This is a genomic window from Erwinia sp. S43 (assembly GCF_016624745.1).
Classification (GTDB): domain Bacteria; phylum Pseudomonadota; class Gammaproteobacteria; order Enterobacterales; family Enterobacteriaceae; genus Erwinia; species Erwinia coffeiphila.
Window position 1 is genome coordinate 401,365 of record NZ_JACVTX010000002.1, and the last position, 20,207, is coordinate 421,571.

The window sequence follows — 20,207 nt, forward strand, 5'->3', positions numbered from 1 at the left end:
TCGGATCAATGACGGCTGGCGCAGCCACACTGCGAGGGCTCACTGAAGGTCTCGCGGCTCAGATGTGAATGTCGGACTTTCAGTTCTCCGTGACGCCATGCGCCTTCCGGATCGCTGTGGTTATCCAGCAGGCGGTTGAGCGCTTCGCCGACCAGCAGATCGCTGCGCTGTGACAGACTGGTGAGATGCCAGGTTGCGGAGTGCGCTTCACTGGTGTCGCCAGATCCAACAACGCCAACGTGAACCCGTTCGCCAAAGTCACGCACTGCCTGCAGTGCGCCAAACGCCAGCTCGTCGTTATCACAGAACAGGGCATCGATACGTTCGGAAGCCCAGGTTTGCTTCAGGTAGGCCAGCGTGGCGCGCCAGGCGTGTTCACGATCGAAGCCTCCGGCGGTCAGCACCTGTTTGACGGACTGATGTGCTGCCGCCAGCCCTTCGCTGTAGCCTTCCTGTTGTGGCAGCGGTGCGGAGTCCTGCGCCTGCAGATAGCCGAAACGGGAATAGCCCTGTGAACTTAGCAGCCTGGCAACCTGCTTACCGGCGGTGTGCCCATCAACGCCGATACTGTCTGCCGTAGCGTCTGGTGTGGCACTGCCGATATAAATGGCCGGAACCTGTGGCAGAATATCGGCGGCAATACGCAACTCGTCGCTGAAAAGTGAAGAGAGGAAAATCAGCGCATCAGGCTTTAACGGGGCTGCACTGCTCAACGCAGCCTGCAAGCCGTCACGTGAGTTAACGTTCAGCAGCAGCGTAACGCAGCCGCGCTGGTTCAACTGACGGCTCAGCTCATTCAGCAGGGTGACGGTGTAGGGGTTGGTAAATTCATCGCTGACCACGCCGATAATTTTGGTTTTATCTTCACGGGACTGCGCCATATCTGTTCTGTCCTTCATCATGGTTTACTCATTAGGCTTCTGACGGGAAAGTCGCGCTGACAGAATAGCAAAAAATGCCTTTGTCTCCATGCCCCATCGCGCAGCATGATTTTCGTGACATTGTCACGCAGGGTTCCCGGATTGGTCTGAAATATCGGTGATAAAATCGGCCACGCTGATCCTTGGCCTCTGGCCGAGTCACCAATTAAAAAAACCACCAGCTATCAATTCGTTAATGGTTTTTTCAAAGTGTTTCTTCTCAGGTTTAATACAGTTACTCACTGAATTATCCCCCGATTCTGTGGATAAATATCTGGCTCACCCCGGGTCGAGATGAGCCCACTCTGCGTTTTACTGGCCTAAGGATTCAACGTGAAGGAACGCTTCGCGCAGGCTGTCCGGCGTAACGGGGATCGGCAGCGCATGGATCGATTCTTTCGGACGCAGGGTGTGCGCGATGACCGGATCGATCTGGGCCGGATCGTTGACGTCCACCCCCAGCGCCGCCAGCGTGGTTGGCAGATTGAAGCGCTGATAGGCCGCAATCAGCTGACGCGTTGCGGCTTCATCGGACAACAACGCACACTGCACGAGAATGCCGTAGGCCACTTTAGTGCCGTGCAGATACCGTGCCGTCTGCGGCAGAATGGTCAGACCGTTATGCACAGCATGCGCCGCCGCGATACGCGTATAGCGTTCGCCGAGGCCGCCTACCATGCCGCCGCCGGCGATGATGGCGTCAATCACGTCCATGAAATCCTGACTCAGCACGCCTTTCTGCTGGTCAGCCAGCGCGGCTTCACTCTGCCCCAGCAACACATCACGCAGGGTGGCAGCAGTATCAATGCCCAGACGTACAGTCAGCGGCAGTTTTTTGGGTTCGGGTGCCAGCACCACGGCTTCATACCACTTCGCCAGCGTATCGCCGATCCCGGCCAGCAGATACTCAACCGGGGCCTGCAGCAGAATTTCCGGTTCCACCAGCACCAGGTGGTTAGCATCATTGAAAATTTCATAGTGCGAGGCCTGACCGGCGGCGTTGTACCACACTGAAAGCGGCGTCCAGGCCGCGCAGGTGGCGGCGATGGTGGGAATGGCAACGAACGGCAGATTCAGACGGCGGGCCAGCGCCTTGGCAGTATCCAGCAGCGCGCCGCCGCCCACGCCAATCACCACCTGGCGATCGTCACCGGCAGCCTGTGCCAGCTCGGCAAGATCCGGGTCGGTACAGTGACCGCCGTATTGCAGGTGTCGCGCGCCGTTCTGTGAGAATGCCGCAGGCAGGAAAGGTCGCGCGGCATGAATTGCGCGCTCGCCGTAAAGCCACACGGCATGTGAAAGTTGTTCTTCGCTATAGAAATCTGCCAGACGCGTCAGTGCGCCGGGATGGGAATAGTAGTTAGCGGGGCCGGGAACGACCTGAATTGCAGTAATGTCCATGATAATCCTTAGTGTTTCTTTGCCTCTATCCTGCTGTAGAGCCTTTGCCACAGGCTAATACTTTTTTTATAGTTACTTATTCCTTTTACTTCTTTGTCAGTCAGTTACAGGCATGAAAAAGTGACTTATCGTGTCGTTTATTCTCCAGTTTACTTTTTGCCACAGGGATCTTCGATGAAACCAATTTTTTCCGTACTGGCTCTGTTAGTTGCCAGCGCTCTGCCCGTTCATGCCGCCACGCCGACTCCGGTACCGGAGAAAATTGCCAGCCATGACGGCCCGGTGCGTATCGCCGTGATCCGTAACCTCGGTTCCGACGATAACACCACGCAGTTTGTACAGGGCGCGATCCAGCAGGGTAAAGCACTGGGCTTTAAGGTCAGTACTTTTTTAACCAACGGTGACGACGCGAAATTCCAGGATTTCGTCAACCAGGCGATCAGCCAGAAGTATGACGGGATCATTCTGTCACAGGGGCGCGCGCCGTATGCCGCACCGCTGATTAAAAAGATTGTCGACAGCGGCATTGCGGTGTCGGTGTTTGATACCTCCGTTGACGGCACTATTCCGGGCGCGACCGTTACCCAGCAGGACGATGCCTCGCTGACCAAACTCTCCTTCGGTCAGCTGGTGCAGGATCACAACGGTAAAGCCAACATCATCAAACTGTGGGTCGCCGGTTTCCCGCCGATGGAACGCCGTCAGGCCGCTTATAAGCAGCTGCTGCAGGAAAACCCGGGTATCCACGAGCTGGAGTCCGTCGGTGCTGTTTCCTCCGATGTGCAGGGTGATACCGCCAATAAAGTGGGAGCGCTGCTGGCCAAATACCCGAAAGGCAAAGTGGATGCGATCTGGGGAACCTGGGACGCCTTCAGCCAGGGGGCGATGAAAGCGCTGAAAGAGAATGGCCGTACCGAAATCAAACTCTACAGCATCGACGTTTCCAACCAGGACCTGCAGCTGATGCGTGAAGCCGGCAGCCCGTGGAAAGTCACTGCGGCGGTCGATCCAAAACTGATCGGTGCCACCAACGTGCGCCTGGTGGCGTTGAAGCTGGCGGGTGAAGCCACGCCGGACAGTTACGAGTTCAAAGCCACCACGATTCCACAGGCGCTGCTGGCAGCCCAGCCTGGCCCGGTTAACGTCGCGGGCCTGAGCAAGATCATCCCGGGCTGGGGCCAGACCGAAGACTTCGTGGCACCGTGGTTTGCTACCCTGGAAGCGAAATACAAAAAGTAAGGACGACAGCGTGTCAGACAGTTTACCGATCCCGGAATTCAGCCGGAACATGCGCCTGATTGGTCACAGCGACCAGGGTGGGCGACCGGACGGTGTACAGGTCATGGTTCACCGTGGCTACGCCTACGTGGGCCATATGGTTTCTTCTGGTTTTTCGATTATTGATGTCCGCGATGCGAAAAACCCCCGGCCGGCAGGCTATATTGCTGCGCCGCCGGGAACGTGGAATGTGCATCTTCAGGCGCATGACGATCTGCTGCTGGTGATCAACGCCCGCGACCTGTTTGCCGACGTGCGTTTTGCCGATGAGAAGGTATATTACACCCGCTCGGTGGGGGAGACGGTCAGCGATGTGCAGGATAAGGGCTGGAGCGCCGGTCTGCGCATTTTTGATATCTCCATCCCCGATCGCCCGCGTGAAATCAGCTTCCTGCCGCTGAACGGTATTGGTATTCACCGCATCTGGTACGTGGGCGGCCGCTGGGCGTATGTTTCCGCGCTGCTGGACGGGTTTACCGACTATATCTTCCTGACCATCGACCTCGCCAATCCGCAAAAGCCGGAAGTGGCTGGCCGCTGGTGGCTGCCGGGCATGAACGCCGCAGAAGGCGAACAGCCCGGCTGGCCGGAAGGTAAACGCTATGCGCTGCATCATGCGATTATCAGCGGTGATACCGCCTACGGCAGCTGGCGCGACGGCGGCCTGACGCTGCTGGACGTTAGCGACCGCAGTCAGCCGACGCTGATCAGCCATCGCAACTGGAGCCCCCCGTTCGGTGGCGGAACGCATACCGCGCTGCCGCTGCCGGATCGCGATCTTCTGGTGGTGCTGGATGAAGCGGTGCTGGATAACCAGGAAGACGGGGAAAAGCATATCTGGCTGTTTGATATTCGCGAACCGTCCAACCCGGTCAGTATCTCGACCTTCCCGCAGCCGGGTGAAATCGACTACGTGGCGAAAGGGGCGCACTTTGGTCCCCACAACCTGCATGAAAACCGCCCGGGAAGCTTTGTCAGCTCATCGCTGATCTTCGCGACCTGGCAGAATGCGGGCGTGCGTGCCTACGACATCAGCAATCCGTATCAGCCGGTGGAAACCGGTGCGCTGGTGCCTGCCGCCCCGGAAAAAATGATGGATACAAGGCCGGGACGCCCGCAGGTGATCCAATCGTGTGATGTATTTGTGGATGCCGCAGGCATTATCTACAGCACCGACTATAACGGCGGTCTGTCGATTATCGAGTATCTCGGCTAAGCACCGGTTTTTTGCCGACGGGTAAAATTAAATAGCGGGCCAATGCCCGCTATTTTTACGACTGTTTTAAGCGACTCTGACCTGCCTGACCTGCCTGACCTGCCTGACCTGCCTGACCTGCCTGACCTGCCTGGTCAGTGTGACCCATGGCGCTGTACTGACCTTTTCGCCTCGGTTTACTGCGTAAAGCGCAGCGCCAGCTGGAATGCGTGACGGGCATCAACGCGAACGCCCTGCCGATCCTCATGGAAAGGAATACCGCTTTGGGACAGGCTGTTTTTCACCTGTTCCAGCGAGGTGCTGTGCAGGCTTAGCGCCACCATTCTGGCCGAACCGTTGTAGTCGTCCGGCAGCGTGCCGAACTCGGCTTTCGCCGCCTCGGTCGGAACAAAGCGTATCCGCGCCACGCCCGCATCAATGATCCGCTCACCGCTTTCCGTTTCCTGTAGCGCCACGGACGGGAACAGCTGAAGATAAACCTCGGCGGCCTGTCCGGGATGATCTGCTGCGATAACGAATTCACGGATCTGCGTGACGCCGTTCGAATGTACCTGCCAGTCTTTCTGCCAGACCGCGTCTGGAGTCAGATGTTGGCAAAAGAAGCTGCGGCCGTTCGGTACGCGATCGGCATGCAGTCTGACGGTACGAAAACGGGCTTCCGTCTCACTGCCGTCCGGCAGCGTGACCGGACGGAAAAACGACCCCGGTGGCGTATCGGCCAGCTGCTGCTGTTGCAGATGCTGGTACACCGCATCGGCATCGTTGGTTTTCCACACCAGCCCGGAAAGGCCAATCGGCGATTGCCACAGATCGCGGCGCAGATTGCCGCGATCCGGCTCATAACCGAGCAGTTCAAGGTAGTTATTGTCGAAAATCGCCAGGTGATTACTTGAACCCAGCGAGTGGTGGCCGCGTGCGGTAAGCTGGAAACCGAGACGCTGAAACAGCGCTGCCGCCTCATCCAGCTGTGGGCCGACGTTGATCACCACGTGATCCAGTGCGGGTTGCGGTTGTGACATAGAGCACTCCTGTTAAAAAGGGAGCCGCAGCTCCCCTGTCAAGTCAGACGGTTTCGGTGTATGGCTCGCCGAGAGTCAGCATCAGGCGGTTAGCCCAGGCGAAGAACGCCGTAGACTGGATCAGATCCACCAGTTCCAGTTCGCTCAGCCCCTGTTCACGCAGGGTGGCCAGCTGCTTCACATTGGCCGTTGGCGGTGTGGCGGAAAGCGAAGCGGCCAGGTCGATCAGCGCCAGCCAACGCGGGGACTGATCCACCGCCAGCGGTTTGCCGGGGGCGGTGTCAATCAGGCGCTGAATGTCTTCCGGCTGTTTCGACAGCTGCGCGGCCTTACGGGCGTGAACTGAGGCGCAAAAAATACAGCCGTTGACCTTACTGGCGACGGTGGCGGCCAGCTCTCGCTCCTTGCGCGGCAGCCCGCCGGAGGTGAAGAAAATCCCCTTATCGGTCAGCGTGCGCTGTTCCAGCAGCGGCAGATTACGCGCCAGCAGGCGGAAGTAATCAGAATCAGTGTGGCCGAACTTGGCCAGCGTGGCTTTTTCCAGCGCGTTGAACTCGGCCAGCGGTTTGGCTGCCAGCCAAGGCTCCCAGCCCAGCTCTTCACGCGTAAAGGCCGGTGGCGCATTTTTGCCGCTCAGGGTCTGCGGTTCGGTGCGCCAGGCGGCCGCAGTAACCAGCTGTGAGCTGGCCGCCGAACCGTTTTCGCCGTTCAGCAGGCGGTAACCGCGCAGCAGACGGCTCTGGAAGCTGATAAACGCCACCAGTTGAGAGAGGGTCACGATGGCTTCTTTACTCCATCCCGCCTGTTCCAGCACCTGCAAATGGGACGGTTCTGCGCTGGCCGGTTTAAAGGTCAGCAGCTCGGCATGTGCCAGCGCGGAGGCCAGCCGATCTTCTGCCGGGGCTGTGGTGATCCGTCCGGCATAGTGTGCCGCCAGCGATTCTTCGCCGTGCCAGCGGGCAATCTGCTCTGCCAGAGCCAGGCGCAGAGAGAGCGGGAAATCACCCGAATCATTGCCGCTAAACAGCACATCGTAGCTGCCCTGCGTATGCGTGGTGGCGGCTTCCCGGGTCAGGCGGGCTTCCGCCAGCGGGCTGTCTGCCGCAATATCGGCCAGTTTTTGCAGTAAATCCTGAGACTGAGTCATACGGTTTCCTTGTGGTTCTGTGCGCTAACGGCCGGTCGCCAGCCCAGCACTGGGGCGACCTCGGTGGCCAGCAGTTCGATAGAGGTTAAAATATGCTGATGCGGCGGATCGATAGAGTGCACCTGGAACGAAATATCGGTGACGCGCGGCAGGGTGCTGTCCTTGCGCAGCGAGGCGACAACCTGTTCCGGCGTGCCGAGGTGCGCGTCGAAAATGGCAATATAGTCATCCAGCGTATCGCCCGGTACGACATGCCCGGCGGCACGGTGTTGTTCCGCCTGTGCGGTAAGCCCCGGCAGCGCCAGGCGGCGTGCTTCACTGCCGTCGCGGCTGACGAAGGCGGTGCGCGAGGCCAGAATGCGCGGTTCAACACCGGAAGGCAGCGCGTCCAGATAGGCATCGATCAGCGGATTCTGAATGGCATCCAGCGGCAGGTCCGGCTGACCTGCCGGGCGCGGCTGGGTGCGTGACAGCATCAGCCCGTGCCCGGCGGCACCGGCGCGGGCGGCTCCGGCAACGGAGAACGTGGCCTGCCACAGGCGATCGGCCAGCTGCGGCGCGGCCGGATACAGTCGGTTGTCCTCATGAGCCAGCGGTGCGTTGCCCCAGGCCTGCAGCAGCGTCTCCAGATTGGCCGAGAAGGCGTCGGCACGCTGCTCAAAGGTCAGATCGAACGGCAGGAATGAGGTGGGCGTGCCGCCGGACCCCAGACCCAGTTCCAGGCGATGATTACTGAGCAGATCGAGTACGGCGGCATCTTCCGCGACCCGCAGCGCGTTTTCCATCGGCAGGGTGATAATCGCCGTGCCAAGACGAATGCGTGACGTCTGCGCAGCCACGCTGGCGAGGAACAGCAGCGGGGAGGGCAGACCGCCCTCGTGTTCGTGAAAATGGTGCTGGGCGACCCAGGCGGTGTCAAATCCCCAGCGTTCCGCATGCTGAATTTGCAGCGTGGCCAGGTGATAGCGTTCCTGTGCGCTGGTTTTATCCAGCAGGCGGGTGAAAAATCCAAGACGTTTAGCGGTCATGCGGTGTCCTTAGCGCGAGTCAAAACGGGGATCGCGGCAATCAGTTCGCGGGTGTAGTCGCTGGCGGGGCGATTAAACACTTCGGCGGTGTTGCCGTAATCGATCTGCTGCCCGGCACGCAGTACGGAAACGCTGTGCGCCAGCTGCCGGACCGTGGCGAGATCGTGTGAAATAAACAGATAGCTCAGACCCAGTTCCTGCTGTAGCTGAAGCAGCAGGGTGAGGATCTGCGCCTGAATGGTGACATCCAGCGCCGACGTAGCTTCATCCAGCACCAGGATCTGCGGGCGCAGGATCAGTGCACGGGCAATCGCCACGCGCTGGCGCTGGCCGCCGGAAAGTTCATGCGGTTTGCGGTCCAGCAGGGTAAGCGGCAGCGCCACGCGGGTCGCTGCTTCTTCCACGCGCTGGCGGCGTTCCTGCTGGCTCAGCGGTTCGAAGTTAAGCAGCGGCTCTTCAATCACCCGATACAGCGTTTGTGACGGATCGAGCGAGGCAAACGGGTTCTGATAGACCAGCTGGATCTTGCGGCGCAGCTGGCGCAGGGCTTCACCACGCAGCGATGAGGCATCAATACCGTCAATCACCACCCTGCCGCTGTCGGCCTGCTGAAAGCCAAGCAGGATGCGGGCGAGGGTGGTTTTGCCCGACCCGGATTCTCCGACCAGGGCATGCGTCGTACCGCGCTGAACGCTGAAAGACACGTTGTTCAGCGCCTGGAAGCCTTCGCCTTTACCCAGAGAGAAATATTTGTTCAGGCCAATAATCTCAACCGCCGGCTGGGAAAACTGCTGCCGCTGAGTCGGAACGAAACTGCTTCCGGAAAGCGCGGGCGCATCGGCGAACAGCTGGCGGGTATAGGCATCCTGCGGTGAATGGACAATCGCCTCCGCGCTGCCCTGTTCACGGATCTCACCGTGGCGGAAGACCAGAATGCGATCGGAACGCGCTGCCGCCACGGCCAGGTCGTGGGTGACAAACAGCACTGCGGTGCCCGATTCACGGCGCAGCTCGTCGATCAGATCGAGAATGCGCTTCTGCACGGTGACATCCAGCGCGCTGGTCGGCTCATCGGCGATAATCAGCGCCGGTTTCAGCGCAATAGCAATGGCGATCAGCACCCGCTGCTTCATGCCGCCGGAAAGCTGATGCGGATACTGCTGCGCACGCTGTTCGGGATGCGACAGCCCGACGCGCTTCAGCAGCGCCACCACGCGCTCGCGGCGCTGCTGGCGTGATAATGGTTCATGCAGCAGCAGGATCTCTTCCACCTGTGCACCAATGGTTTTTACCGGGTTCAGCGAGCTGCCGGGGTCCTGCGGGATCAGGCTGATGGCGGCCCCGCGAATGCCGTCCAGGCGCTTCTGCGACCAGTGGGTGATCTCCACGCCGTTCAGCCAGATTTGCCCCGCTTCGCGCACCGCATTGTCCGCCAGCAGGCCGATAATCGACTGTGCGGTGGTGGTTTTACCGGAGCCGGACTCGCCGACCAGCGCCACTACTTCGCCCCGCTCCACGCTGAAGGAGACATTGTGGATCACGCGTTTTTGCTCACCGCCGCTGCGGTAAGCGATGCTCAGATTGTTCACTTTGAGCACCGGCTGGGTCGATTCGCTCATCGGCGGCCTCCTGAATAATGATGGCTGATGCGATTGGCGGACAGTACCACCAGCACCACGACAATCCCCGGGAAGGTGGTCAGCCACCAGGCGGTAGAAATATAGTTACGTCCTTCGGCGATCAGTAACCCCCACTCCGGGGTAGGCGGCGGTGTGCCGTAACCCAGGAAGCTGAGTGTGGAAATCGCCAGGATTGCACTGCCGAATTGCAGCGCCGAGAACGCCAGCACCGGCGTCAGCGAGTTCGGTAAAATGTGCCGCCACAGGACCGCGAAGAAGGTGCCGCCGCTGCCGTAAGCCGCCTCAACGTATTCGGAATGGCGCACGCGAACCACCTCAGAGCGGGCGAGGCGGGCGAAGTTGGCGATGGAGGTGATCCCCACCGCAATCGCCGCGTTGACGGTACCGAAGCCGAGCAAAATGATAATGCTCAGCGAGAGCAGCAGGCCGGGAATCGCCAGCAGCACGTCCACCAGCCGCATGACTACGCTTTCGCTGCGTCCGCCCAGTGCCCCGGCGATCACGCCGAGCAGCGTACCTACCGTCAGGCCGAGCGCCACGGCCACCAGCGCGCCGCTCAGTGAATGGGATGCGCCCCAGACGATGCGCGCGTAAAGGTCGCGTCCCAGCTGATCGGTGCCGAGCCAGTGCCCGGCCTGCGGTGCCAGGCGCTGCGCACCGGCCACCCCTTCGGTGGCGCTCCAGTCGGTAAACCAGCCGGGAACCAGCGCCCAGAGAATGGCGATGGCAATCACCAGCCAGGCCAGCACCAGCCCCGGACGAAACTGCCGTGGCAGAATCTTGCGCCAGTGCAGGCGGGTAGGTTTGTGTGTGCTGTTCAAATCGGCGAGGCTCATGATGCTGCCCTCTGATAATGCTTAAGACGCGGGTCGAGTAACGGAGAGAAGACGTCGACCAGTAAATTGATCAGCACGAAGCCGGTAGCGGAAATCATCACGATCGCCTGTAACACCGACACGTCCTGATTGTTCACCGCCTGCTGAGTCAGCTGGCCCAGCCCGCTGAGGCCAAACACTGTTTCGGTGATCAGCGCTCCGGCAATCAGCTCGCCCAGCAGCAGACCGGCAATAGTCAGCACCGGCAGCAGCGCATTACGCGCCACGTGATGCCACAGCACCCGCCGCTGGCTGGCTCCTTTGGCGCGGGCGACGGCAACGAACGGCTGGGTCTGCACCTGATCAATACTGCGGATCAGGATCTGCGCCAGCGGAGCCGAAATCGGTACCGCAAGGGTGATCACCGGCAGGATCAGACCGACCCACTCGCCGGGGTTGATCACCGGTATCCAACGCAGCTGGAAGGAGAAGACCTGAATCAGCGCAATCCCCAGCCAGAAGGTGGGGATCGAGATAAACAGGGAAGGCAGCGACTGTAGCGCATTACGCAACCAGCGCAGCCCGGTCAGGCTGGAGCTGAAGGCAATCACCACCGCCAGCAGCGTGGCCAGCACAAAGCCCGGCAGCGCCAGGCGCAGCGTGGCAGGGAAGTTTTCGGCCAGCAGCTCGCTGACCGGCACCCCGGCCTGCACGGAGAAGCCAAAGTCTCCGCGCAGCATACTGCCGAGAGAGTGCAGATACTGCTTCCACAGCGGCGTGGTGGCCCCGTAAGACTGGCGCATCTCTTCGATCTGCGCCGGGCTCAGTCCTAAATCAGGGTTCTGAAATTTAATCAGAATCGCATCGCCGGGCAGCACCTGTAGCAGTACAAAGGAGACGGTAAACGCCACCCACAGCACCAGCAGAGCCTGTCCCAGTCGCTGAGTGAAATATCCCGTCATCGCTGTTTACCTCAGTGTTTTTCCAGCCAGGCACCGTAGAAGCTCGGGCGACCTACGGCTTCGAAGGTCAGACCCTTCAGCCACGGCGCGCCGGCAAACACCTGCGGTTCTTCAAAGATCGGAATGTTATAGGCCTGCTCGATCAGATAGCGCTGCGCATCGCCGGTCAGCGCCAGGCGTTTCTGCGGATCGGTTTCGGCCGCGATGCCTTCAAGAATGCCGTTGAGCTTGTCGTCACGGAAGGTTTTCACCAGGCTGCTTGAACCGCCTTTCTGCAACAGGCCATCGCGGTTAGTCGGATAGAACTGGCTTTTCACCACGTCCGGATCGGCACGACCCACTTCGGTGACGGAAACCGGGGTTTTCTGCGGGTCGAGGTTATCGACGGTTTTACTGCCCGCATCGCCCGCTTTCACCGCCAGCGAAACGCCAACCTGTTTCCACTGCTGTGCCACCAGCTGTAAGACCTCTTTGTTTTGCGGCTGCGGCAGCGATTCATACACCGTCAGCGCCAGCTTCTGGCCGTCTTTCTGACGGATGCCGTCGCTGCCCGCTTTCCAGCCCGCTTCATCGAGCAGTTTGTTGGCCAGCGCCGGGTCAAATTTCAGCTGGTCACTGAGGTCAACGAAGCCCGCCGCCGAGCTGGCCAGCACCGACTTCGCCACCGGGTAGTTTGGTGAGAACAGGGTGTCGACGATCTGCTGGCTGTTGGTGGCGTGCAGCAGGGCTTTACGCACCTTCACATCTGCGACCAGTGCGTTGTCCGGGCGGAAGCTCAGGCTGTCGTTAATCCCGCGAGTTGGTGCCGCGTAAATCGGGAAGTTTTGTTGTTCTGCCTGCTTTTCATCGTAGGCCTGCACCTGGCGAATGGCTCCCGCCTGGCCTGCCAGCAATGCGCCAATGCGCACGCTGTCTTCCGGGGTGACGATAATTTTAATCGCGTCCAGATTGGCGCGGCCCTGCTGTGCACCGTTCTTCGGTCCCCACTGGTAGTCGGCGCGGACTTTCAGATCCACCTCGCGGCCCAGCTTCTCATCGCTGACCACAAACGGACCGGAACCAATAATGTGGCGGGCATCGCCCAGCGCCTCAAAATTGCGCGCCAGCGTGCTGAGGGACACCAGACCGGAACCGATGGTGGCGGTGCCCTGCAGGAAGCCCGGCGACGGCTTTTTGAAGAAGAACTTCACCGTCAGCGGGTCGATCACTTCGCTGTGGTCATAGTTGTTGATCACTTCCGACACCGGCAGGCGCTGGGCTTTATTGCCGAGGCCGTAGGTATCAAAGTTTTTCGCGACCGCGTTGGCATCCAGCGGCGTACCGTCAGAGAACGTCACCCCCGGGCGGATTTTAAAGGTGTATTCGGTTTTGTCCGCGTTGCTGCTCCAGCTTTCCGCAATCCACGGTTCCACTTCCAGCGTTTTCGGGTTCTGCCAGGTCAGCTTATCGGTGATCTGATTCAGAATGCCGCCGTTGGGATAGAAGCCACCGGCCGGCGGATAAAGGTTGGTATGTGCCTGCTGCTCAAGGTAAACCAGCGTGCCGCCCTGAACGGGTTTATCGGCGGCCTGTGCGGCAATCACCCCGGAAAACAACGCCAGTGCGCCGGCGAGGGCGTTGAGGCGGAAAGTCGTGCGCATGAGGAATTCCTTTATTGTCAGTTTGTTTTATCTGCTGACGATAAATATCAATCCTGACAAGGGGTTTGGTGAACCAAGGAATTCATCTAGCTATTTGCGTTTTTTGCATAAGGCTCAGCCGAGCTTCTGCACCCGGGTCATTTCCGGGGTGATCTCGTCACCCTGGTGGTTAAGTATCCGCAGGGGAGAAAGCGTTTTCCCGCTGGCGGCTTCCAGCAGTTCGGAATGCGCCTCACCGGCACCGAACAGCTGATTCTCGCCAAACTGCCGCAGCGCTACGATCAGCGGAAACGTGGCCAGGCCGCGCTCGGTCAGCACATATTCCTGCCACGCGGTGCCGTCCGAGGCGGGCTGCACCTTGAACAGATCGGCTTCCACCAGTTTTTTCAGGCGGTCCGCCAGAATATTGCGCGCCACGCCGAGGCCGCGTTGAAACTCGCTGAATCGTCGACTGCCGTCAAAGGCGTCGCGCAGGATCATCAGCATCCAGCGATCGCCGATCAGATCCACGCTCCGCGCCACCGGGCAGGGTGACTGGCTGAACGAAACAGTTGCCGCCATCGTTTCAACTCCTGAAAATTATTCAGTTGCATTTTAAAACCACTTCACGCAGGCTGCAATTGGTTTTAATTTGAAACTAATCAGGAGGCAGCAGTGAGTCACATTATTCCGGCCTGCGGATCGCCACAGAGTTTGTCCGTCTGGCAGGTCACTCTGTTTACGGCGACTACCGGGCTCAGCGTCGCCAACGTTTATTATGCCCAGCCGCTGCTGGATACCCTCGGTATCACCTACGGGCTGCGTTCCGCCTCGCTGGGCGCGATAATTTTCGCCACACAACTGGGCTGCCTGTTGGCGCTGCTGTTCGTGGTGCCGCTGGGCGACAGGCTCAACCGCCGTTGGCTGATGCGCGGCCAGCTTCTGGCGCTGATCGCTTCACTGCTGCTGGTGGCGGTTTCCTCCTCCGCCACGATGCTGCTGCTGGCGATGCTGCTGACCGGACTGACCGGTACCGCAATGACTCAGGGGATGATCGCCTTTGCTGCGGCACCGGCACCGGAGCATTCGCGTGGCCAGACGGTGGGTGCCGTTTCTGCCGGAGTGGTGATCGGGCTGCTGCTGGCACGGGTGTTTGCCGGAGTGGTCAGTGATATTGCGGGCTGGCGCAGCGTCTATTTTGCTTCTGCACTGATGATGGCGCTATTGGCGGCCGTGCTCTGGCGGCGGCTGCCCGCTCTCCCGCAGCAGAAGACAGACGGCGGACGCGCACCGCTCGCTGCGCTCTGGCATCTGCTGCATCACCATAAACAGCTGCAGATACGCGGGGTGATGGCGCTGCTGATGTTTGCCAGCTTCGCGATTTTCTGGAGTGCGCTGGTACTGCTGTTAACGCCACCCCCCTGGAATTTCAGCCACGCGCAGACCGGCGCGCTGGGGCTGGTGGGGGCAGCCAGTGCGCTGATTGCCAGCCGGGCGGGCAGGCGAGTCGACCGCGGGCTGGCTCGCAGCAACACCCGGTTTTCACTGCTGATACTGCTGCTTAGCTGGCTGCCGCTGTGGCTGGGGGAGAGTTCACTGCTACTGTTGATTATCGGCATTTTTCTGCTGGATGCCAGCGGGCAGGCGCTGCACGTGACCAGCCAGAGCCTGCTGCTTAGCGGCATGAACGCGGCAGGTTCGCAGCTGATCGCTGCCTATATGCTGTTTTACTCCGCAGGCAGCGGCATGGGGGCGCTGATTTCAACGCAGGCGTTCGCGTACGGTGGCTGGTCGGCGGTGTGCCTCGCCGGGGCAGCAATCAGCCTGCTGGCACTGATTTTTGGCTTATCGACACAATCACACGAGGTGAAAAATGGATGAACTTGCACTGCTGGCGGCGGCTGATCGGCGCGCGCTGGATTACACCCGTTCGCTGGCTGCGCGCCGGGTCTTTCCCGATGCCGAAGCAATTGCCGGACTGAAACGCTTTGATGAACCTTTGCCACTGGACGGCTATTCGCCAGAACACACGCTGGCAATGCTTGATGACGTTGGCTCGCCCGCAACTACCGCCTCTAATGGGGCGGACTATTATGGCTTTGTTATTGGCGCGGCTCTGCCGGTGGCCAGCGCTGCTGAACGGCTGATGATTGCCTGGGATCAGTGCGCTTCCGGCTGGGATAATTCGCCGGTGTCCGCCACGCTGGAGCGGCAGGCCGCGCACTGGCTGCTGGAAATCCTCGACTTACCCCGCGAAAGCGCGGTGGGATTTGGCACCAGCGCCACGGCCTGTACCCTGAGCTGCCTGGCGACCGCCCGGCGCGAGCTGCTGAAGCAACAGGGCTGGGACTTTGACCAGGACGGGCTGATCGGTGCGCCGGAGATCCGCGTGGTGGTGTCGGCGCTGGCGCATATCACGGTGATTAAGGCGCTGCGGGTGCTCGGTTTTGGATTGCGCCATCTGTTAATCGCGCCGGTGAATGAACGGGGACAAGTGGATATCGAGCGACTGCCGGAGTTGAATGACCGCACCATTCTGTGCCTGCAGGCTGGAGAGGTTAACAGCGGTGAGTTTGATGATTTTGCACAGCTTATTCCGCTGGCAAAGGCGGCCGGAAGTTGGGTACACGTTGACGGTGCATTCGGTCTGTGGGCCAGAGCTTCATCGCTCAACGAGCTGACTTCGGGCATCGAGCTGGCCGACAGCTGGACTACCGACGCGCACAAATGGCTGAACACTCCCTATGACTGTGCAATGGCGATTTGCCGCCATGCGTCGGCTCTTTCGGCCACCCTGCGCGGCGATGCGGTTTATTCCGCAGCGGCAGAGGACGCGCAGAAAAATCTGACGCTGGAGTTCTCTCGACGCCCGCGCGGCATTCCGGTCTGGGCTGCACTGCGTTCGCTGGGGAGGGCGGGTGTGGCGGAGATGGTTGAACGTCACTGTCTGCTGGCAAAGCGAGTTGCTGAAGGTTTGTCAGGCTCGGGCTATCAGGTTTTAAATCGGGTGGTGCTGAATCAGGTCCTGTTCCGTGCTGATGATCAACAGCAGACGCTGCGTATTCGCGATGCGGTTCAGGCGTCTGGAGAAACCTGGTTTGCTGCGACGCAATGGCAGGGGCAACCCGCTTTACGTATCAGCATTTCCTCTTGGCGAACGGAAGACGCCAATATTGACCATCTGTTACTGCTGCTCGATCGCATAAAACGGTCTGACGCTGTGGAATAACGAAGCTAACTTCACCGCCTGGGTTTTCGCCTGTCTGGTGTCGCATATTTTCAAAACAGGAGCAATCAATGCGCAGCGCCGGTGCGAATATTAACACTGGCCGGTTTTACCGCGATGAGGGCGATAAGAATTTTAACGGCGGTATTTTTGTCTGAACGGGCATCAGATGCGACGGGTTGACCCGGGTAAAGTGACGTTACTACTCATGTTAGTAATGAATAAGGTTATCCCGGCAGCGGCTTTATGTCGGTCAGACACTCAGAATGTCGCTAATATTAGGCTATTGCTTTCGTCAGGTTGCGCTAAACCGAATCGGCTGTGAAAAGCCAGGTGTTATATTGTGGGTATGGATCAAATTCAACCTGCACATACAGATTTTTCTGTGTTCGGGATTATCTAGGACGATCAAAGTACCATCGTTAACGCGTTGGGCAGGAAAAAAAAGGTCGGTGTTTTGCGGTGGGCTTTAAATAAAAAGAGATTAAAAAGTCAGCGATTGCCGAAGAGGAAAAGTAAAGGGTCACTCTTTTGAGTGACCCTTTATCATTACTTGATCAGGAAATCATCCAGTGATTTACCCGCATCCAGCGCCTGCTTGATCACAGCCGGGGTGCGGCCCTGGCCGGTCCAGGATTTAGTTTCGCCGTTTTCATCAGTATATTCATACTTAGCCGGACGAGGTGCGCGCTTGGTACGGGTTTTGCCAGCGGTAGTATCAGCGGCGGTCAGCTCGCTTAAATCAATCCCGTCTTCCAGCAGCATCTGACGGTATTTAGCCAGCTTCTCTTCTTTTTCTTTAATCTCAGAAGCGATAGCGGCTTCTGATTCACGTCGTTCGTTCACAACCGCTTCAAGTTTTTCCAGCATCTCTTCCAGTTCAGCTAAAGAGACTTCACGAGCCTGGGCACGAAGGGTGCGAATGTTATTTAATACTTTCAGCGTTTCACTCATAACGGAATCCGTAACCTTTGGGTTGGTTTAAATTTAGTCAACTAATGTTTCGAAGACAAGTGTACAGACAAATGAATCACGAAAAAACACTAAATCAAAAAAATGTTTCTTTAAATGTTTCTTCAGTGCAAGTTTAGTCACTAATGTAGTGAATGGCAAAAGGACTATATTTACAACATATGGGATAAATCTTAACACTTTCTTTGGTGACTCATCATTATCTGATGAAACTTTACCCCGCAGGCAGGCGGATATCATAATCAACGCTGGATAAACAGGTGGGAATTTATAATCCACTATGCCTCAGATTGCTTGCGCTCTGCCGTTGCCGTCATCACATTAACGACCGCATTAATAAACTATTCGCGTTACCCTGTCACCCGAGATTTAACAAAATTTGTAAAAAATCCATTTATCAACCAAAGTTCTGAGAAGAAATCTGATGTCTTCCACACTTTTGTGCATTTTAATAAAATGCTGTTCCTGACCAGGCGATTTATCCGGACGTACCGCAATTGCAGATTAAACAGTTACCGATACGGTTTCGTTATTATCGATAAACAGGACAACAGTATTGACAGCAGACTCACCCCTGCGTGGTCCTTTTTGCCTAATAGATCCTGATATCAATTTTGATACGACGGGATTATTATCAGTGGCGATTATAGTTACAACATACTGTAAAGCATGCGGTTAATGGTGTCCGCTTCGCCCCCGGTGAACAGGGCTTTTCACCAGGCCGGGGTTATGCTACTTTCATTGTCGATACATTCGTACGCGTTAACGTCATTCAACGCACAGACTCCACTTTTTATCTTAAGCGGCGCTGTGTGTTGTTCTGCATTCCATCTCAACATGCAGTGCCCGGGTTAACGTTAATGAAAATCTCTCTGAAATTTCCCGTTTTATTTCTCTTAATCCTTGCCGGGTTTTGTTTACGCCCCGGGATATCCTCTATTGCCCCGCTAGCCGAAACGCTGCAACGGCAGTTTTATGACGTCGGTGCCACGGGGATTGGCTTGCTAACCAGTATCCCGGTGGTCTGCATGGGGGTTATTTCTCCGCTGGCGTTTCTGCTAGAAAAAAGAGTCGGTCTGAAACAAACGCTGATGATCGGACTGGTGCTGGTATTTTTCGGTGAACTACTACGCTGGTTTGATAGCTGGTTTGGCTTAATGTTGTTGACCGCGGTGCTGGTAGGCGTGGGTGATGCGCTGATCCGGCCGATGATTTCCGGTTTTATCAAACTACGCTGCGCCGATCGTGGCCGACTGGCCGTGAGTGTGTATGCCGCATCAATGGGTGCCGGAGCGGGGGCGGCAACTTTGAGCACGGCGTCGTTAGCGGATATCAGCGGGCACCCGGGTGGCGGGTTGGCTTTCTGGGCATTGCCGACGCTGCTGGCCCTGATCTGCTGGAGTTTATTTTCACTTCCTGTGCAACGCGAACAGCAGCAGGTCGTCAACAAAGGGCAATCCATGTTCTGGCTCGCCGCCGGCCTGTCATTATTTTTTGCTTTGCAGGCGGGGATCAATTACACCCTGATCGCCTGGCTACCCACGTGGCTGCGGTATGATGGGTACAGTGCATCCACTGCCGATTCGCTGACCACGCTGCTGATTGTGTTTTCAACGCTGGTCAGTCTTTTCTATCCGCTGTTCGTTCGTCTTTTTTCCGGTCGGGAATATTTCACTATGCTGGCTGCCGCTATCGCAACGATGATGGCGGCGGCACTTTACGCCGTCGGAGTGCCGGTTGTCGTTCCCGTGTTGCTGATGGGGATCGCCATCGGACTTTGTTTTCCGCTGGCGCTGCATCTTCCGGTTGCGATCAGCCCGGATGCCGCCTCCGCGGTCAGACTGTCGGGATGGGTGCAGACCGTCGGTTATCTGGCAGGGGGACTGTTACCTTCGATCGCCGGGATGGCGATGACGGGTCGTCCACCTTCGGCGGCGCTGGCTGCGATCGTTTTAGTGCTGACGGTTTTGCTGGCTCTGACCTCGCTGGCGTTTGGTTTTAGCCGCATTCGCCATCAGTGAGATTTTTTCCGGCGTCCAGTTGAAATGGCTGGCCGCCGCGGCCAGCAGGATCGCCAGCCCGCCGAAAAATTGCCAAAGGCCGAGCCGGTGACCGAACACCGCCCAGTCAACGATGACGGCGATGACCGGGTATAAGAATGAGAGCGCAGCCACCAGATTTCCGGGCAGCTTGCCGATGGCTGAATAGAGCAGTGTCGACATCAGTCCGGTATGGACTGCACCCAGCGCGATCAGAACCAGCCATGTGTTCATTTGATATTCGCTAACGTTCAAGCGGGCTAACGGTAGCAGCAGTAGTGCGCCGAGCGTCAGCTGGATCAGAACCAGCAGTTGAGGCACGACCTGTTTCAGATAGCGTGCGGTGATTGCCACTCCGGCGTAACAAAATGCAGCACCCAGAGCCAAAAGTATTCCGCGCAGATAATGATCGCCGACGCCCTGACTGTTTTCACCGCCGGCAACGATCATCAGCAGACCGACAAAAGCCAGCAGTAGCCAACCGGCTTTGGTCAGAGTAATTTTTTCTGCAAACAGCAGGGCGCTGAGTGCGGTCAGCATAAACGGCTGAGTGTGATAGGTCACGGTCGCAATGCCGATCGACGCATCCGAATAGGCGGCGAACAGCAGAACCCAGTTCATAACCAACGCCACGCCTCCGGCCAGCGCCAGAAAAAACTGAGGTAAGGTCATTGCACCGCGTCGAAGTTGCCCACCCACGACGCAGACGATCAGCATCGCCGCCGCGCCAAACAGACAGCGCCAGAAAACGGCGGCGATCGCATCCTGCCCGGAAAGTATCACCATCCATCCGGTTGTTCCGGCAATGGCCATTGCCAGGGTCATCTCAATTGTTCCGCGTGCCGACGTCATTTGTTTTCCTTTTTTTCTCCGCATGCTGTGCAAACGGAATGAATACGATAAAATGAACAGATGACTATTATGA

At 58.2% G+C, this 20,207-nt stretch carries 17 protein-coding genes; 5 read left to right on the plus strand and 12 right to left on the minus strand.

Annotated features, from left to right (window positions below):
• Positions 1 to 5: 5 nt before the first annotated feature.
• Both IBT47_RS04060 and IBT47_RS04065 read right to left on the minus strand, forming a co-directional pair.
• Positions 6 to 902 carry a substrate-binding domain-containing protein gene (locus tag IBT47_RS04060; RefSeq protein ID WP_234471686.1) on the minus strand — a complete coding sequence of 299 codons (897 nt, stop codon included), beginning with the start codon at positions 900 to 902 and terminating at the stop codon, positions 6 to 8.
• Between the two features lie 330 nt (positions 903 to 1,232).
• Positions 1,233 to 2,321: an oxidoreductase gene (locus IBT47_RS04065; RefSeq protein ID WP_200559261.1), complete on the minus strand. Its 1,089-nt coding sequence runs from the start codon at positions 2,319 to 2,321 to the stop codon at positions 1,233 to 1,235.
• 174 nt (positions 2,322 to 2,495) lie between these two features.
• Here IBT47_RS04065 and IBT47_RS04070 point away from each other — a divergent pair, with 174 nt between their 5' ends.
• Positions 2,496 to 3,560 (plus strand): sugar ABC transporter substrate-binding protein, encoded by a 1,065-nt coding sequence (locus IBT47_RS04070; protein ID WP_200545007.1) that lies wholly within the window; start codon positions 2,496 to 2,498, stop codon positions 3,558 to 3,560.
• 49 nt (positions 3,561 to 3,609) lie between these two features.
• Positions 3,610 to 4,815 carry an LVIVD repeat-containing protein gene (locus tag IBT47_RS04075; protein WP_200559411.1) on the plus strand — a complete coding sequence of 402 codons (1,206 nt, stop codon included), beginning with the start codon at positions 3,610 to 3,612 and terminating at the stop codon, positions 4,813 to 4,815.
• 176 nt (positions 4,816 to 4,991) lie between these two features.
• Here IBT47_RS04075 and IBT47_RS04080 read toward each other — a convergent pair whose 3' ends face one another.
• From IBT47_RS04080 to IBT47_RS04115, 8 genes are all read right to left on the minus strand, one after another.
• Positions 4,992 to 5,834, minus strand: a complete 843-nt coding sequence (locus IBT47_RS04080) for a VOC family protein (RefSeq protein ID WP_200559262.1) — start codon at positions 5,832 to 5,834, stop codon at positions 4,992 to 4,994.
• A gap of 43 nt (positions 5,835 to 5,877) precedes the next feature.
• On the minus strand, positions 5,878 to 6,981 hold the full coding sequence (locus tag IBT47_RS04085; protein WP_200559263.1) for an alkylhydroperoxidase domain protein: 1,104 nt from the start codon (positions 6,979 to 6,981) through the stop codon (positions 5,878 to 5,880).
• Positions 6,978 to 8,009, minus strand: coding sequence for a putative FMN-dependent luciferase-like monooxygenase (locus IBT47_RS04090; RefSeq protein WP_200559264.1), 1,032 nt, complete (start codon positions 8,007 to 8,009; stop codon positions 6,978 to 6,980). The genes IBT47_RS04085 and IBT47_RS04090 overlap by 4 nt, the downstream gene beginning before the upstream one ends.
• Positions 8,006 to 9,628, minus strand: coding sequence for an ABC transporter ATP-binding protein (locus IBT47_RS04095; protein WP_200559265.1), 1,623 nt, complete (start codon positions 9,626 to 9,628; stop codon positions 8,006 to 8,008). Before IBT47_RS04095 ends, IBT47_RS04090 begins: the two co-directional genes overlap by 4 nt.
• Positions 9,625 to 10,485 carry an ABC transporter permease gene (locus IBT47_RS04100; protein WP_200559266.1) on the minus strand — a complete coding sequence of 287 codons (861 nt, stop codon included), beginning with the start codon at positions 10,483 to 10,485 and terminating at the stop codon, positions 9,625 to 9,627. The genes IBT47_RS04095 and IBT47_RS04100 overlap by 4 nt, the downstream gene beginning before the upstream one ends.
• Positions 10,482 to 11,426 (minus strand): ABC transporter permease, encoded by a 945-nt coding sequence (locus tag IBT47_RS04105; RefSeq protein WP_200559267.1) that lies wholly within the window; start codon positions 11,424 to 11,426, stop codon positions 10,482 to 10,484. Before IBT47_RS04105 ends, IBT47_RS04100 begins: the two co-directional genes overlap by 4 nt.
• A gap of 11 nt (positions 11,427 to 11,437) precedes the next feature.
• Positions 11,438 to 13,066: a TIGR04028 family ABC transporter substrate-binding protein gene (locus IBT47_RS04110; RefSeq protein WP_200559268.1), complete on the minus strand. Its 1,629-nt coding sequence runs from the start codon at positions 13,064 to 13,066 to the stop codon at positions 11,438 to 11,440.
• A 114-nt stretch (positions 13,067 to 13,180) separates the two neighbouring features.
• Complete coding sequence (locus tag IBT47_RS04115) at positions 13,181 to 13,627, minus strand: helix-turn-helix domain-containing protein (protein ID WP_200559269.1); 447 nt, start codon at positions 13,625 to 13,627, stop codon at positions 13,181 to 13,183.
• Between the two features lie 93 nt (positions 13,628 to 13,720).
• Between IBT47_RS04115 and IBT47_RS04120 the strand changes: the two genes are divergently transcribed.
• Positions 13,721 to 14,926, plus strand: a complete 1,206-nt coding sequence (locus IBT47_RS04120) for an MFS transporter (protein WP_200559270.1) — start codon at positions 13,721 to 13,723, stop codon at positions 14,924 to 14,926.
• Complete coding sequence (locus IBT47_RS04125) at positions 14,919 to 16,274, plus strand: pyridoxal-dependent decarboxylase (RefSeq protein WP_200559287.1); 1,356 nt, start codon at positions 14,919 to 14,921, stop codon at positions 16,272 to 16,274. The genes IBT47_RS04120 and IBT47_RS04125 overlap by 8 nt, the downstream gene beginning before the upstream one ends.
• 546 nt (positions 16,275 to 16,820) lie before the next feature.
• Here IBT47_RS04125 and IBT47_RS04130 read toward each other — a convergent pair.
• On the minus strand, positions 16,821 to 17,225 hold the full coding sequence (locus IBT47_RS04130) for an H-NS family nucleoid-associated regulatory protein (protein WP_105591695.1): 405 nt from the start codon (positions 17,223 to 17,225) through the stop codon (positions 16,821 to 16,823).
• 878 nt (positions 17,226 to 18,103) lie between these two features.
• Between IBT47_RS04130 and IBT47_RS04135 the strand changes: the two genes are divergently transcribed.
• Complete coding sequence (locus IBT47_RS04135; protein ID WP_200559289.1) at positions 18,104 to 19,264, plus strand: CynX/NimT family MFS transporter; 1,161 nt, start codon at positions 18,104 to 18,106, stop codon at positions 19,262 to 19,264.
• On the opposite strand, the gene IBT47_RS04140 is transcribed toward IBT47_RS04135, so the two are convergent.
• The gene (locus IBT47_RS04140; protein ID WP_200559291.1) at positions 19,196 to 20,134 is read right to left on the minus strand and encodes a DMT family transporter; all 939 of its coding nucleotides are present in this window, start codon (positions 20,132 to 20,134) and stop codon (positions 19,196 to 19,198) included. The two genes, IBT47_RS04135 and IBT47_RS04140, sit on opposite strands and share 69 nt — an antisense overlap.
• Between the last annotated feature and the right edge of the window lie 73 nt (positions 20,135 to 20,207).